The sequence below is a fragment of the Corynebacterium poyangense genome (genome assembly GCF_014522205.1).
GTDB classification, from domain to species: domain Bacteria; phylum Actinomycetota; class Actinomycetes; order Mycobacteriales; family Mycobacteriaceae; genus Corynebacterium; species Corynebacterium poyangense.
Genome location: NZ_CP046884.1, coordinates 2,326,039 through 2,340,830 on the forward strand (window position 1 = coordinate 2,326,039; position 14,792 = coordinate 2,340,830).

The following is a 14,792-nucleotide window of genomic DNA, read 5'->3' on the forward strand; positions in this document are numbered from 1 at the left end:
TATGAGCAATCGTTAGGACTGTGTGAGTTAGGACGCACCCATGACCGTAACTATTAACTCAGATTTAGGCGAAGGAATTGGTTTACATTCCTTCGGCAATGATGAGGAATTACTTAACCTTATAGATGTCGCCAATGTTGCCTGTGGCTTTCATGCCTCGGATCCTCAGATTATGGAACACACCGTTGCCATTGCTTTCCGTCAGAGAGTTGCCGTGGGAGCGCATCCGGGTTTCCCGGACCTAGTAGGGTTTGGACGTCGTGCCATCAGCATGACCCCGGATGAAGTGGAGAATATGGTGCGTTACCAAGTAGGCGCACTTTCCGCTTTCCTGGATAAATATGACCTACCTTTAAACCACATCAAACCCCACGGGGCTCTCTATGGGGTAGCTAGTCAGCAACCTGAGGTCATGGCAGCCATTGCACGCGTAGCTAGAGACTATTCCGTTCCTGTTTTCGGCCTAGCCGGCACTCTCCATCAAGAAGTTGCAGAAGAGCTTGGAGTGGGGTTTGTCGGTGAACTTTATGTGGATTTAGATTATTCAGCTGCGGGTGAGCTCCTCATTAAACGGAAACCGCAACCCATTGATCCTGCGGCAGCAGCCGAACGAGTTGCCCGAGCTTTGGAGACCGGTAAGGTCACCAGCGTGGAGGGAACTGAGGTGGAGATTTCCTTTAATTCCATCTGCGTACACTCTGACCCCTACAACGCCGCTGATGTAGTCCGTGCACTCAAGAACATAATTCACTAATTTCTAGAAGGGACCTTTCTTATGTCCGATATTCAATCCCCTATCCCCGGTATCTTCTATCGCAAGCCCGCTCCCAACAAAGAGCCTTTCGTTTCGGAAGGGGATTACATCACTAAGGGACAAACCATCGGGATCGTGGAAATTATGAAGCAGTTCAATGAGATTCAATCCACCGTCGAAGGGACCCTTGTTAAGTTCAATGTGGAGGATCAAGGAACTGTAAATCCCGGTGATATTCTCGCCATTGTGGAGGAATAACTCCATGAAGAAAATTTTTATTGCTAACCGCGGCGAAGTAGCAGTTCGCATTATCACCACCGCGAAAAAACTGGGAATCTCCACGGTATTAAGTGTCAGTGAGGCTGATACCTCCTCGTATGCCGCTTCCTTGGCTGATGAGACGATATCCGTCGGACCTATTCCAGCTGCTGCTTCCTATCTCAGCATTGATAATATGCTAAAGGCTATCAAGGACAGTGGAGCAGATGCTGTCCATCCGGGCTCTGGCTTTCTTTCCGAAAAATCAGATTTTGCCCGCGCGGTGCAGGAGATCGGTGCCACCTGGATTGGCCCAGACCCAGAAATTATTGAGATGATGGGGGACAAATCTGCAGCTCGCAAGGTTGCCCAAGAGGCTGGGGTTCCGGTCATTCCCGGAATTGAAGGCACGCTGACACCGGATGACGATATCGTTGCTATTGCTGAAGAGATTGGATACCCGCTGGTAGTGAAGGCTTCCTCCGGCGGCGGTGGGCGTGGTATCCGCCTAGTAACTTCCCCGGATAACTTGATCTCTACGGTAGAGATCACACAGGCTGAGGCTAAGGCTTCCTTTGGCGACGCACGTGTTTATCTTGAGCGTTTTATTCCTCAGGCTCGGCATGTAGAAGTGCAAATCTTGGGTGATGGCAAGGATAACTATGTTCACGTGGGCGACCGGGATTGTTCCCTACAACGCCGACATCAGAAGCTCGTAGAGGAAGCCACTGCACCAGATCTTCCCAGGTCAGTCCGGGAAGAAATCCGTAATTCTTCTGTGAAACTCGCTCGTCAATGTGGCTATTCGGGAGCAGGCACCGTAGAGTTCCTCTATGATCCAGCTAGCCATGAGGCATTCTTTATTGAGATGAACACTCGCTTGCAGGTGGAGCACCCGATCACCGAAATGCTTACTGGTTTAGACTTAGTGGAAGAGCAAATTCGGATTGCTCGCGGAGAAGGGATTTCTTTTTCACAAGAGGAACTAAACTTCAGTGGACATGCCATTGAGGTGCGTATTAACGCTGAGGATCCGCATAACAATTTCATGCCCTCTCCTGGAACTATTAATACTCTGACCTTTCCTTCTGGTGAGGGAATCCGGGTAGATAGCGGAGTTAAGGAGGGCTCGGTAGTTTCTCCTTTCTATGATTCTCTTCTCTTCAAAATTATTGTTCATGCAGATTCCCGCGATCAAGCGATCAATACCATGCTTCAGGCTTTGGATAATCTCAGCATCAAGGGTGTTCTCACCACCAGCCCTATGGCACAGGCCTTGATATCTACCACTGCTTTCCGAGAAGTTACACACTATTCCACGTTCGTCGAGGAGCATCCTGAAATTTTGGAGGAACTATGACCCGCTACACTTTCGGCGGAGATGAGCACCTTTTTGTCGAATTCAGCGAAGAAATGAGCCTAGAGGCAAATTTCCGCGTCACCCTTGTCTCCCGCCATATTCATGAACTCATCAACCGCAACGAATTAGAAGGTGTCTTTGAGCTCTGCCCCGCTAATGCATCCCTTTTGCTTCGTTTTAACCCCGATGTGATTGACCCGCACAAACTTGAGGACGTTGTCAGGCAGGTGGAAGAAGAAGTAACTCACTCCGGGAATACCGCAATCGAGACTCGAATCATCGAGGTCCCGGTGTGGTACAACGATCCTATCACTGCTGAGGTAGGATCTCGCTTCCGTGAAGGCTACCACCAGAATCCTGAAGGAAAAGACCTTGACTATGCGGCAAAAGTCAATAACCTGCCGTCGGCTACTGAGTTCATTCGTTGCCACCATGAATCACCCTGGCTAGTCACCATGGTTGGTTTTGTGGCCGGTTTACCTTTTATGTACCAACTAGTGGAACGGAACCACCAATTAGAAGTCCCCAAATATCTTTCACCGCGGACTGATACCGCCAAGCTTACCGTCGGACATGGAGGATGTTTTGGAGTCATATACTCTGTTCGAGGCGCCGGCGGATACCAGATGTTTGGCATTGCTGCCGCTGATATCTTCGAACCAAAACTCCAAGGCACTGACGAAGAATCCAAAATGATTCTTTTCCGACCCGGAGACATTGTCAAGTTCCGCCCTATCGATGAGACCGAGTATCAAGCCATTAGCGCCGCTAATGAGCGTGGAGAATACCAGTACCGGATTGCTCCGGTGCGCTTTGATATGGAACGGGCCCTCAAGGAGGGGTCCTCATATAACACCGAGCTGTTGGAGGCCTTGAAGTGAATAACATTCGTGTTCTCAACCCTGGTCTCATGACTACCGTCCAGGACTTAGGGCGTTTTGGATACTACCACCTGGGAATTCCTCAGTCTGGAGCCATGGATAACTATTCCGCGCAAGCAGCTAATGCACTAGTAGGAAATGCTCCCGAAGCCGCTCTTCTGGAATGTACCTATATGGGTCCAGAAATTGAGTTCCTGCAGGAAGCTACTATTGCAATTACCGGTGCCCCAGTGGAACCACAGATAGATGGAAAGGCTATTTCCCAATGGAACCGCATAGAGGTTTCCTCTGGCAGTAAGCTCACTTTTGGTTTTATCTCGGGGGGATCGCGCTTTTATATTGCCTTCCGAGGTGGAATTAATGTTCCTGTGGTGTTGGGTTCCCGCTCCACATACACTTTGTGCAGACTAGGAGGATTCCAGGGTCGTAAGTTAGAAAGTGGTGATGAGCTTAGTCTTTTCCCCGACAGCTCAAGCAGGGCACTACCAGTCTGTGACACCCTTGAAAAATCCCTACGTCCGGAGTTCTCTAAAGAGCAAACCGTGCGAGTCCTCCCCGGTCTTTATGATCACAAGCTCACCTCCCTTGGGTTAACCAACCTTTTCGAAAAAACCTGGTACCTCACCCCCGTCGCCGACCGTGGTGGCCTCAGGTACGACGGGCCAGGCGTGGAGTGGAATGACACCCCTCAACCCTTTGGCGCTGGCTCCGATCCCTCCAACATTGTGGATGCCGGTTATGCCGTGGGTTCCATCCAAATCCCTGGTGGTACCAAACCCATAATCTTGCACCGAGATGCGGTATCCGGAGGTGGTTATGCTATGGTCGGCACAGTTATCAGCGCAGATATGGATGTCATTTCGCGGGCAGCTCCGGGAACTTCCACCCATTTTCAAAAGGTAGATTTGGATGAGGCACTGGCTGCACGAAAAGAGTATCAGAGAAGTCTTGCAAAGCTGTGGGAAATCTTCAGCTAAGCTCCCGGCATGAGGACTTTTATTGAAGCCTCTCCCCTTAGAGAGCTGTCTCCTGTTGCTGTGCACCAACTATACAAACTGCGCGTAGATGTTTTTGTCCACGAGCAGCGCTGCCCCTATCGAGAAATCGACGACCATGATGCTTTAAACAGCACCACCCACCTTTTGGTCTGGGATAGCGAGCAGAAAGACCGTCTGCTAGGATGTGCTCGCTTTTATCCACAAAATGAGGTGGTGATGTTAGGACGGATCATTACCTCCCCAGATCAACGAGGCCAGGGCCAAGCCAGTGAGATGATCCGTCACGCGCTCGACATCATTAAGCGACGCTACCCGGACCATCCGGTTCGACTCCACGCTCAAAGCCACCTCACCGGATTTTATGGACACGTGGGGTTTCGGGTCTGCGGAGAACCTTTTATGGAGGAAGGCATTAGCCATACCCCCATGCAATATCCTTAGCTTAAATTCACATTCACGGAGCGAGCAGCACCTGCTGAGGCAGCCCTGGCTTCTTCCGTACTTTCCCCGCTAGCCAGGGCTACCCCCATCCTTCGCCGAGGATACGCTGCTGGTTTCCCAAAGAACCTCAGGTCAACCTCGGGATAGCTCAATGCTTCAGTGATTCCGCTGTATTCAATGCGGTCTGATTCCGCTTCAGCATGAATAACCGAACATGCCCCTGGGGTAGTCAACGTAACATCTACCGGCAACCCCAAAATTGCCCGAACATGCAGATCAAATTGGGAAAATCGCTGGGTCGCTAGGGTAACCATGCCAGTATCGTGCGGACGTGGAGACACCCCAGAGAAATACACATCATCACCAGCGACAAATAGTTCTACCCCAAATAAACCACGCCCGCCCAGATAGTTGGTGATTCGTGCAGCCACCGAACGAGCATTTTCCAACGCCCGCTGGGACATAGCCAATGGCTGCCAGGATTCAATTAAATCGCCACCGCGCTGTACATGACCAATGGGTTCACAAAACCAGGAGGCCGCTTTCTTCGTTTCCGGGTCTATGGACCGAACCGTTAAGAGGGTCATCTCACAATCGAAGTTGACGAACCGCTCCACCATCACTCGGTCGCATTCTCGGTGCGCTATCTCCCAGGCCGGTTCCACCTCATCTTCATCATGAATGATCGTATGCCCCCGACCAGCAGAACCCCGCACCGGTTTCACTACGCACGGATATCCCATCTGTCCGACAGCAACTTCAAATTCCGGAAAAGATGAGGCAAAAGCATAGCGAGAGGTAGGTAAGCCCAACTCTTCGCTGGCCGCGCGTCGGATCCCTTCTCGTTCTACGGTTAATTCCACTGCATGAGCGGTGGGCACTACTGTTGCGATACCGCTAGCTTCAATTTCTTTGAGAGCACTAATATTCGCGGCGTCGCATTCTGGAACCACATAGTCGGGGCGAACCTGGTCAACTAGCTTGACTAAGGCTTCATGGTCACGCAGGTCCACCAGATGGGATCCATGTGCTAATTGCAACGCCGGAGCATTTGCGTAGTTATCAGCTGCGTGGACCTCGACCCCGAAGCGATGAAACGAGGCAACCAGTTCTCGTCCCAGCTCACCGGCACCTAAGAGCAAGACTTTCGTCGCGGTAGGCGATAGCGGGGTTCCGAGATGATCCGGAATAAGCACAGCGAGTTAAGCCTCCAATACGTCATGCACCACGATGGTTTGGTCTCGTCCAGGCCCCACCCCAATGTAGGAAATGCGGCAACCGGAAAGCTCCTCAAGGCGTCGGACATAATCTTGAGCGCGTTGCGGCAGCTCGTCAAAGGTGGTGCACCCGATGATATCTTCCTCCCACGCGGGCATGGTTTCAAAAATAGGTTGAGCGTGATGGAATTCTGACTGAGTTAGGGGCATCTCATCGTGCCGCTGCCCGTCCACGTCATAGGCCACACAAATCGGAATTTCCCCGATTCCGGTTAACACATCTAGCTTCGTGAGGAAAAGATCAGTGAAACCATTAACTCTGGAGGCGTAACGAGCAATCACTGAATCGTACCAACCACAGCGACGCTTGCGGCCCGTGTTAACCCCAATTTCACCGCCAGTGGTTTGAAGGTACTCACCCCATTTATCGAATAACTCCGTGGGGAACGGACCTGCACCCACCCGCGTGGTATACGCCTTGATAATGCCCAAAGAGCTGGTGATTTTTGTCGGGCCAATGCCGGATCCTACGCACGCTCCGCCGGCGGTGGGGTTGGAAGAAGTCACGAAGGGGTACGTGCCGTGATCCACATCCAGCATGGTGGCTTGACCGCCTTCCATGAGGACATGTTTACCTTCGTCCAGGGCTTTATTGAGCTCATATTCCGCATCAATCACCATCGGACGAAGACGTTCCCGGTACCCCAAGAAGTACTGCACAATATCTTCCGGCTCAATGGCGCGACGGTTATACATCTTCACCAACGTTTGGTTTTTCACCTCCAAGGCGGAGGAGATTTTTTGACGAAGAATAGACTCATCAAAAATATCCTGCACTCGGATACCGACGCGAGAGACCTTATCGGCATACGTCGGGCCAATTCCCCGGCCGGTGGTTCCGATGGCTCGCTTGCCTAAGAAACGTTCCTGAACACGATCAAGCACCTGGTGATAGGGGGCTACCAGGTGAGCATTCGCACTGATCCGCAATCTGGACGCATCTGCTCCACGAGCTTCTAGGCCATCAATCTCCTGGAATAGGGCTTCGAGGTTGATTACTACGCCATTACCAAGAATCGGGGTAGCGTTTTCCGATAACAGCCCGGCCGGAAGTAACTTGAGCTCGTACTTTTCACCACCGACCACCACGGTGTGACCCGCGTTATTACCACCATTGGGTTTAACCACGTAATCCACGCGGCCACCCAAAATATCGGTGGCTTTTCCTTTACCCTCGTCGCCCCACTGGGCGCCGACAATCACAATCGCAGCCATGGCGTTTCCACTTCCATTTTCGGGGAGGTCATGCGGACAGGATTTTACTACGCACACCGGCAATACCGGAGTTTGGCCTGCGTTGCTAGCCTTTTGACAGCGCTATTCTCGGCGCTAGGAAGGATGTCATGCCCACTCATACACTTGCTTGTGGCAACCGCGCACAGCAACTCGCCCAGCATATTAACCTGCCGAACCGTCATTCTTTAACTGCGGTTCCCGCCTCTCGTAATCTTGTCTTCTTAACCGAGCTGGCACATGAGGTACTCCCGGTAGATCCCACCCCTTCCCTCGCCGAGATCGCCGCCCAACCGGATGTCCCGCATCTGGGCCACCCGGCACCGGCCCCTCAACACCCATCTGAGCCTCTTCGCTTCATTATCCTTGGGTCCGACGCCGCCCTCAGCGCGGTGCTGACTCGTCTCATGCGCGCCGATCATCTCTGGGCAGAAATCGCTTTTATTCCTGTGAGTGCCAGCGTGGCGGCGGTTAATTGGGGTTTGAGCTCTGACCCCGTCGAAGCCGCTGACTTCGCTATGAGCGCCCCCGTCTGTCCCGCACCGACGATCCGCAGCGACAAGGGTTTAGTGGTGGCTGGTTCGGCTACCCTCACCGCTGAGGCGAATGCGCAATATACCGGCGAGATTATTGTTGATGACACGACTGTGTTGTTCCATCGCAACTCTGCCCCCGAGAAGCGTCCATTATTTGGCGAATATGGGGCTCGACTCATCCCCATGGTCGATGCTCCTGGCATCGTGGCAGCTAAACTCATTACCCCCCTTGAGGGGGCCGCTGGCCGGCGTCGTGTACCTCTAGAAAAGCTTTATACCCGCTGGCATACTCCTGGACTGCGGTGGCTTACCCGGGGGGCTCACCAGCCTGCTGCCATCGTGGAACCAGAGCATGTTTTCCAGGGAAGAGCAGTGCAGACGGGTGGAGAGAAAATCATTGTCACCATTGATGGAATTGCTGCCCAGCGCCCCGTGAAACGGGCTACCTTTTATCGCCACCTGCGGGATCTGCAGGTGGTAAGAAACCCCACAGCTGAAAGCGGAAACTTCCCCTATGCTGGGAAGAACACATAAGAAATTTCTACCGAAAGGATTGTGCTCATGCCGCGCGATATTAATGATCTGGCGAATGCCACCGCTTTTGATAGCGAGGGGGAAAAGCTCGGTTCCGTCAAAGAAGTATTTATTAATGATGACTCCGGGCAGCCAGATTTTATTGAGGTAGGGCATGGATTATTGGGGATGAGCTCCGCCCTGGTTCCGCTGAAGGGACACCGTTTAGAGGGAGAGGAGCTTCACCTGGCTTTTAAGAAAGATCAGATTAGCGATGCCCCCAGTCCCCAAGATGACGCTCACCTCACCCCCGAGGATCAGGCGAAACTCTATCAGCATTATGGCTTAAGCGATAATGCTCCCAAGCAGCCGCAGGCGGTGGTGGATTCTACTGATCCTCGCCCAGAGACGGCTCCCGCCGAAGGGCGCCCCACCAATGTGGATGCCGATCAAACCGCCGCCGAGGTTGCCGAAGGCACCTATTATGATCCGGTTGCTGAACGAAACGCCAACCAAAGCTAACTATTTTCTTTCCACACCTCGGGGGGATAAGCGGGTGTTGCACTGGTGGGGGCCAGTACCGCCACCGCTGATTCTCTTCTCATTCCACAGACTTGCAGCATATCCACGATGATGCTGCGGGTCTGGGCTAGGAGAGCCATGGCGGATAATGGGCGATTCCCAGCTACTTCTGTCCCGGCGCGGGCGCCCATCTGGCGTAGTCTTTTGACTACTTCCGGAATTTCTTGAGCTTCGGATAAATCAGAGTGTTTCTCATAGAGTTCGGAGAGAGTGAGGGCCACATCTGCTAGTTCCCCGATGAGGGCGATTTGTTCCCGGCTAACGCTATCTCCATCTTCACACAACACTAGTGCTCGTCGGGCGAGTACTCGGGAATTGCGGATCATATTATCCACCGGATTGAGCATCCGTTCCAAACTTCGTACCCGCCGACGCCAGCTCCATAATAGCGGTGAAATGGTGGTGTTTTCCCTAGCAGATTTAGCGGCGTCTAAAAGCGCGTTGATATTAGTCTGGGTGCCCCGTACTGCTTTGAGAGCGTTGTCAATGGCCTCGGCGTTCAGAGTGGGGAGGGCTTCTCCAACATCGTGGAGAACCGATGAGGCAATTCCGAGGATGGTGGTGACTTCCCGTCGCCCCGAACTCAGGGGAGACGAGGGGATAATAGCGAAGGTGAGGATGGCTACTACCCCACCAATAAAAGCATCGACGGGGCGTTCATAACCGGCTGCGGTTCCAGGCGGCATGATCGTAGCGATCAAGATGGAACCAATAGCTATTTGGTTAGTTACCAGGGGGGATTTTGAGATAAACGAGGCAGCCAGGAGAGATAACGCAACAGCGACGGTGATTTGCCAGGTTCCAGGACCAATCTGGGCGATGATGACATCGCCTATGCCCACTCCCGCGGTGCATCCCAGAGACATTTCCACGGCCCGCTTTAGGCGCCCGGCACCGCCGGAGAGCCCGAGGATAATGATGGCTGCAATGGGGGCGAAGAAAGCCTGCTGGTGGCCAAAAAGATGAGTGGCTACCCAATAGGATGTGCCGGCTGCAATAGTGGCCTGGACCACCGCGAAAGAACGAGAACGCACCCGAAGAGCGCGAGATTTCAGGGAAGAATCTAGCGCCCGGATGCGTTCGATTGTGCCTATTCGCCGTCGCACTCGCTTTTCCACCATGGAGACTAGCTTAGTGTTTCGGTCTGGACAGTTTATTTAGATAGAGACGTTCCCACCGAGTGGAGGTCTTGGCACGCTTCAATAATCCGTTCAGCCATACCTTGTTCGGCTTTCTTCAAATAGGAGCGCGGATCATAGACTTTCTTATTGCCCACCTCGCCGTCGATCTTGAGAACACCCTCATAGTTGCTCAACATATGCCCCACTATGGGTCGAGTAAACGCGTACTGAGTGTCCGTATCAACATTCATCTTCACCACACCGTAGCCCAAGGCTTCCTCGATTTTTTCTTTCTCGGAACCAGAACCACCGTGGAACACATAATCAAAGAACAGCTCATCAGCTCCCAGGCCCAGCTTTTCCCGAGCCACGTCCTGGCCTTCTTTCAGCACCTCGGGACGGAGTTTCACGTTGCCGGGCTTATAAACACCATGAACATTGCCGAAGGTGGCAGCCAAGAGGTAGCGTCCCTTTTCCCCGGTCCCCAAGGCATCGATGGTCTTGGCAAAATCTTCTGGCGAGGTATATAGATTAGCCCCTGCTTTCGCCTGAACTCCGTCTTCCTCACCACCGACAACACCAATCTCAACTTCTAAGATGATGTTGGCAGCATGAGCTTTAACCAATAATTCCTGGGCGATCTCAAGGTTCTCATCAATCGGGATAGCCGATCCGTCCCACATATGAGATTGGAAGAGCGGCAGTTCACCCCGGTCTACACGTTCTTGGGAAATGGCGATCAAGGGCCGAACGTACTCATCCAATACTTCTTTTTGGCAGTGATCGGTGTGCAAGGCCACGTTGATTCCATAGTGCTTAGCTGCCTCATGGGCAAACGCGGCGAGCGCGCAGGCACCGGCTACTTTGTTCTTCACCGACAGACCAGAGCCAAACTCTGCGCCACCAGTTGAGAATTGGATAATGCCGTCGGATTCCGCTTCAGCGAAACCACGCAGCGCAGCATTGATCGTTTCCGAGGAGGTGCAGTTGATCGCCGGGTAGGCAAAGCCTTCCTTCTTCGCACGATCAAGCATCTCGCCATAGACCTCGGGGGTTGCAATCGGCATAAGGTTGGTCCTCCATCTGGGACAGTCTGGTTAATGTTCAGGCTTCATTATGCGCCCGATACGCCGCTATCTCCACTGGTCAGCACAGTGTTTAAGGTTCGACGCCACCCAGACGTCGAACCTCCCCTCCCTGACCAGCGCCTTTCCGGTTGCTTTTGAGAATTTTTGATTATGTGAGATTGGCTACTTATCCATGCCCGAGTCAACGTATGCGGCAACTCGTGCTGCCGCCTCCAAGAGCATCCACCCGGAGAGCTGAACCGAAAGATCGCGCTCCGCGATGCGAATCACCCCGAGGGATTCCGGCAAGGAAAAACGCCCCAGCCCAAAGTTATGCGGAAGACGAGCATCCTCAGTCCAATTGGTCGCGAAGATAGGCAACCCATCAACCTCTAGCCGATGGTTCCAGGCACTTTCTGCGCTCGCTAATACCAGCCGGGCCGCAACCTTTTTCACGGCCCGATTGGTGGGGTTATCGAGCGGCAAACGAACTGCAATATCCGCTAGATAACGCGCCAAAATTCCCTTAAATAATCCACCATCTCCATCACCTGTCGGAGTATTTAATACTCCTTGAGGAGTAGCTAAATGAATATTCACTGCCTCAATAAGCTCTCTAATCTTGGTTATGTAGCTCATACTGGCTTCCATCCGCTCAGCATCAGCAACGTCGCGAATGTGATCGAGGTCAGAAAAACCTGCCCGCTGCCGCAACTGCAGGGCTATTTCTAGACATGCTCCTAGCGTGACTCCCTGACAGTAAGGATGGATATTTTCCACAAATTCCGGCCCATGCATCCGCTGGCGTTGCCCGTCAATAATTAGGCCTTCCTCGTTGACCAATTCACTGAAAATCCAGTTCACCAGGGAAATAGCCTGATCTAAGCGCCCGGTCCGAGCCATCATAATGGCCGCGGGGCCGTTGGTCGGGGTGTTATAGAAAGCTTCGCCTCGGCGCCAGGGTAGCACTCCCATCCGAGAGTCAATTCCGGCGATAATATCTAGCTCCAGGCCAGGTAACTGCTTAGGTTCTTTAATGCCAGGGATCTGGGTTGCCCGTGCCATCGCCAAAGCTAACCAGCATTTATCGTCGTAATAGCGGTTCTTTGATAACTTCCCCAAGTTACGGAATTGAATAGCACGCATAGTTTGACGTATCCGTCGCCGTCGCTGCTGAGTGGCGCGACGCATCGCAGCATCCACTAAACAATCCAGGTAGTGGGCTTGCCACCAGTAGTGCCAATGCACGTGCATTTTTTCTTTCATGGTCGGCGGCCACGCCACCATAGCAATGTTCGTGCCGGGCAAACCCCACAGCTTAGAGCCATGGCGGTCATTTAAAGCATTCTCCGCTAAATCCGCGCGATGCGCCCATTTTTCTTGCACAGTGCTTCGATCCCTTACCTTGAAAATGAAATTTTCATATTAGTTTTACGTTAGTTAACTAGAAAGGCCAGGCTACCACGCCGCAGAAAGATCTGCGTGTTGTCTAATCCAACTATGCATCGCTATGCCTGCAGCTACCCCCGCATTGATGGAACGAGTAGAACCAAATTGGGCAATAGAGCAGGTCATTGAGGAACCTAACTGAGCTTCTTCGGTCACCCCTGGACCTTCTTGTCCAAAGAGAAATAAACAGTGACGCGGCAGCTCAACAGTCTCTAACGGAACGGATCCGGGGATGTTGTCAATGGCCACTACTGTTAAGCCTTGAGCTTCAGCCCAGCGCAAGAGCGCAGCGGTATCAGAATGGTGCTGCAAATGCTGATAGCGGTCCGTCACCATCGCACCCCGTCTATTCCACCGTTTTCGGCCCACAATATGCACCGTGTCCACGGCAAAAGCGTTGGCGGTACGCACCACGGTGCCGATATTGGAATCGTTTTCAAAATTTTCGATGGCTATATGAAGAGGGTGGCGACGCTGATCAATGTCAGCAATGATTGACTCTCTCGTCCAGTATCGGTAGGCATCCACCACATTGCGTCGGTCCCCTTCGCTGAGGAGCTGAGGATCAAGACGCGGGTCAGTAGGGATAGCAGAGTGCGGGTGCTCATCCTTCCACGGGCCTACCCCGTGACGTCCCTGGCCCCATTCCGTCGGGCCGGGTTGAACCGGATCACGCAAGACCAAGATCCTCAATTCCCAGCAGATAGCGGTATTCCAAGCCAGCGTCGGCCAGAGCGTGCTCCGCACCGGTGTTGCGATCTACCACCGTGGCAACTCCCACCACAATGGCTCCGGCCTCTCTTAAGGCTTCCACCGCAGTTAGTGGAGAGTTACCGGTAGTGGTTGTGTCTTCAACCACTAAGACTCGTTGCCCAGAAACATCCGCCCCTTCAATTCGGCGTTGCATACCGTGCTTCTTTTGTTCTTTGCGGACCACAAAGGCGTCAATGGGTCGGCCTTCAGCATGCATGATGGAGGTAGCTACGGGATCTGCGCCGAGAGTTAAGCCACCCACATGCTGATAATCCCAATCCTGGGTGAGATCCCGCAACAGTTCCCCGATCAGCCGAGACGCTCGATGATGCAGGGTGGCGCGTCGCAGATCCACGTAGTAGTCGGCTTCTTTCCCGGAGGATAGCGTGACTTTGCCATGAACTACAGCCAGTTCTTTTACCAGTTCAGCGAGTTCTGCGCGCTTATTTTTATCCATTCTTTAACCCTACCTACTCCTCCGGATTTTCTTCGCGATCGGCTAGCGGATCTGTTCCGAGCTCTTCGGTGAGATCATCAAAAATACTGGATCCACGGGAAAGATCTCGCACAATGCGGGCGCCGTGATAGTCGACGGGAGGGGTCGGCTGGCTTCCCTCGGCAATGGCATCGACTTCATCGGCCCCCAGCGGGCGCGGTTCCACCACCCCGCGGCTTTCAGCGTGAGTTCTGCTCGGCATTTCACAAGGTTCCTCGGGGCGGATCACCAAGGGAGTGGCACTGATATCCGGTTCCGCTGGGTTGTATTCTTCCTCAGGGCTGGGTGCCTGCGGTAAGGGGCGGGAGGGATGGTCTGGGGGAAAGAGCGGCGGTGCTCCTGCTGGACCTCGAGGTGGCAACGTTCGGGAAGCATCGGCAATCATTGCCAATGGCTCGCCGACGAGGTCCCAGACTTCTTGACGACTCCCCCGTTCCAGTTCGGCGATAGCCCAGTCGCTTTCTAGCCACACTGCCCGTACCGCCTCTGGTAGTTGGGTGAGAGCTCGACGCACCCGGCCGTCGATCATCCGATCCGCTGGGCCTACCTCGGTGGCTACGACGTCAAACCCTGGGAGTTGGGTTACCGGGAGAAGATCCTCAGAGCTTTCGCCCACGTTATCGGGGCGATGGATATCGACTACCACATCAGAGGCTTCACCACGGCGAAGTGCCATCACTGGGATATGGCCTAAACTAGCCAGATACATTTCATAGCCGGCAATATCTCCCCGCACGATGTCGCGCGGAGCTGCTCCGCTCGCTGCGGCTCCGCGGACCCATTCATCATCTAAATAGGGATCCGTGCGCGCGAAATCCCAACCATGAGTTTCTGCCCAACTGCGTCGCTCGCGGCGCTGGGTCATAGGGATACTAAAACCACCGGTTGTTGGCTTTTCTACCTCTGGCTCGGGTGCTGAGGGACCGTCTTCTTCAGGCGGTTGAACCTGTACCCCCGGCCAACTGTCTGGCTCGGCAACTTCTGGCTCACGTTTCCGGAGATGATCCGCAACCAGCAGTAACACCCCCAACAGTGCGGCCAGTCCAGCGAGGAGGAAAATGAGGTAGTTCATG

General features: G+C 53.3%; 16 protein-coding genes. 8 read left to right on the top strand and 8 right to left on the bottom strand.

Annotation, left to right across the window (positions count from 1 at the left end):
- Window positions 1-40: 40 nt before the first annotated feature.
- From pxpA to GP475_RS11090, 6 genes are read left to right on the top strand one after another with little or no spacing between them, the layout of a single operon-like run.
- A complete protein-coding gene (gene pxpA / locus GP475_RS11065; RefSeq protein ID WP_187974419.1) occupies window positions 41-754 on the top strand; it encodes a 5-oxoprolinase subunit PxpA in 714 nt (237 codons plus the stop codon).
- Window positions 755-775: 21 nt separating this feature from the next.
- The gene (locus GP475_RS11070; RefSeq protein WP_187974420.1) at window positions 776-1,012 is read left to right on the top strand and encodes an acetyl-CoA carboxylase; all 237 of its coding nucleotides are present in this window, start codon (window positions 776-778) and stop codon (window positions 1,010-1,012) included.
- Between the two features lie 4 nt (window positions 1,013-1,016).
- Window positions 1,017-2,372, top strand: a complete 1,356-nt coding sequence (locus GP475_RS11075) for an acetyl-CoA carboxylase biotin carboxylase subunit (protein WP_187974421.1) — start codon at window positions 1,017-1,019, stop codon at window positions 2,370-2,372.
- The gene (locus tag GP475_RS11080) at window positions 2,369-3,253 is read left to right on the top strand and encodes a 5-oxoprolinase subunit B family protein (RefSeq protein WP_187974422.1); all 885 of its coding nucleotides are present in this window, start codon (window positions 2,369-2,371) and stop codon (window positions 3,251-3,253) included. Before GP475_RS11075 ends, GP475_RS11080 begins: the two co-directional genes overlap by 4 nt.
- Window positions 3,250-4,230: a 5-oxoprolinase subunit C family protein gene (locus GP475_RS11085; RefSeq protein WP_224399691.1), complete on the top strand. Its 981-nt coding sequence runs from the start codon at window positions 3,250-3,252 to the stop codon at window positions 4,228-4,230. The genes GP475_RS11080 and GP475_RS11085 overlap by 4 nt, the downstream gene beginning before the upstream one ends.
- A 9-nt stretch (window positions 4,231-4,239) precedes the next feature.
- Window positions 4,240-4,692 carry a GNAT family N-acetyltransferase gene (locus GP475_RS11090; protein ID WP_187974424.1) on the top strand — a complete coding sequence of 151 codons (453 nt, stop codon included), beginning with the start codon at window positions 4,240-4,242 and terminating at the stop codon, window positions 4,690-4,692.
- On the opposite strand, the gene purT is transcribed toward GP475_RS11090, so the two are convergent.
- Window positions 4,689-5,888: a formate-dependent phosphoribosylglycinamide formyltransferase gene (purT, locus tag GP475_RS11095; RefSeq protein WP_187974425.1), complete on the bottom strand. Its 1,200-nt coding sequence runs from the start codon at window positions 5,886-5,888 to the stop codon at window positions 4,689-4,691. The genes GP475_RS11090 and purT overlap by 4 nt on opposite strands.
- A 6-nt stretch (window positions 5,889-5,894) precedes the next feature.
- Entirely contained in the window at window positions 5,895-7,184 is a 1,290-nt protein-coding gene (locus GP475_RS11100; RefSeq protein WP_187974426.1) for an adenylosuccinate synthase, read from the bottom strand.
- A 128-nt stretch (window positions 7,185-7,312) separates the two neighbouring features.
- Here GP475_RS11100 and GP475_RS11105 point away from each other — a divergent pair, with 128 nt between their 5' ends.
- Both GP475_RS11105 and GP475_RS11110 read left to right on the top strand, forming a co-directional pair.
- Window positions 7,313-8,272, top strand: coding sequence for a hypothetical protein (locus GP475_RS11105; RefSeq protein WP_187974427.1), 960 nt, complete (start codon window positions 7,313-7,315; stop codon window positions 8,270-8,272).
- Window positions 8,273-8,299: 27 nt separating this feature from the next.
- Window positions 8,300-8,773: a PRC-barrel domain-containing protein gene (locus GP475_RS11110; protein WP_187974428.1), complete on the top strand. Its 474-nt coding sequence runs from the start codon at window positions 8,300-8,302 to the stop codon at window positions 8,771-8,773.
- Here the strand turns inward: GP475_RS11110 and GP475_RS11115 are convergent.
- The 6 genes from GP475_RS11115 to GP475_RS11140 form a co-directional block, all read right to left on the bottom strand.
- Window positions 8,770-9,954, bottom strand: a complete 1,185-nt coding sequence (locus tag GP475_RS11115) for an FUSC family protein (RefSeq protein ID WP_187974429.1) — start codon at window positions 9,952-9,954, stop codon at window positions 8,770-8,772. The two genes, GP475_RS11110 and GP475_RS11115, sit on opposite strands and share 4 nt — an antisense overlap.
- Window positions 9,955-9,986: 32 nt before the next feature.
- Window positions 9,987-11,021: a class II fructose-bisphosphate aldolase gene (fbaA, locus tag GP475_RS11120; RefSeq protein WP_187974430.1), complete on the bottom strand. Its 1,035-nt coding sequence runs from the start codon at window positions 11,019-11,021 to the stop codon at window positions 9,987-9,989.
- A gap of 183 nt (window positions 11,022-11,204) precedes the next feature.
- The gene (locus tag GP475_RS11125; protein WP_187974431.1) at window positions 11,205-12,407 is read right to left on the bottom strand and encodes a glycoside hydrolase family 76 protein; all 1,203 of its coding nucleotides are present in this window, start codon (window positions 12,405-12,407) and stop codon (window positions 11,205-11,207) included.
- A gap of 72 nt (window positions 12,408-12,479) precedes the next feature.
- The gene (locus GP475_RS11130; protein ID WP_187974432.1) at window positions 12,480-13,148 is read right to left on the bottom strand and encodes a TrmH family RNA methyltransferase; all 669 of its coding nucleotides are present in this window, start codon (window positions 13,146-13,148) and stop codon (window positions 12,480-12,482) included.
- Window positions 13,141-13,680: an orotate phosphoribosyltransferase gene (gene pyrE, locus GP475_RS11135; RefSeq protein ID WP_187974433.1), complete on the bottom strand. Its 540-nt coding sequence runs from the start codon at window positions 13,678-13,680 to the stop codon at window positions 13,141-13,143. Before pyrE ends, GP475_RS11130 begins: the two co-directional genes overlap by 8 nt.
- Before the next feature lie 13 nt (window positions 13,681-13,693).
- Entirely contained in the window at window positions 13,694-14,791 is a 1,098-nt protein-coding gene (locus tag GP475_RS11140; RefSeq protein ID WP_187974434.1) for a type III secretion system chaperone family protein, read from the bottom strand.
- Window position 14,792 lies beyond the last annotated feature (1 nt).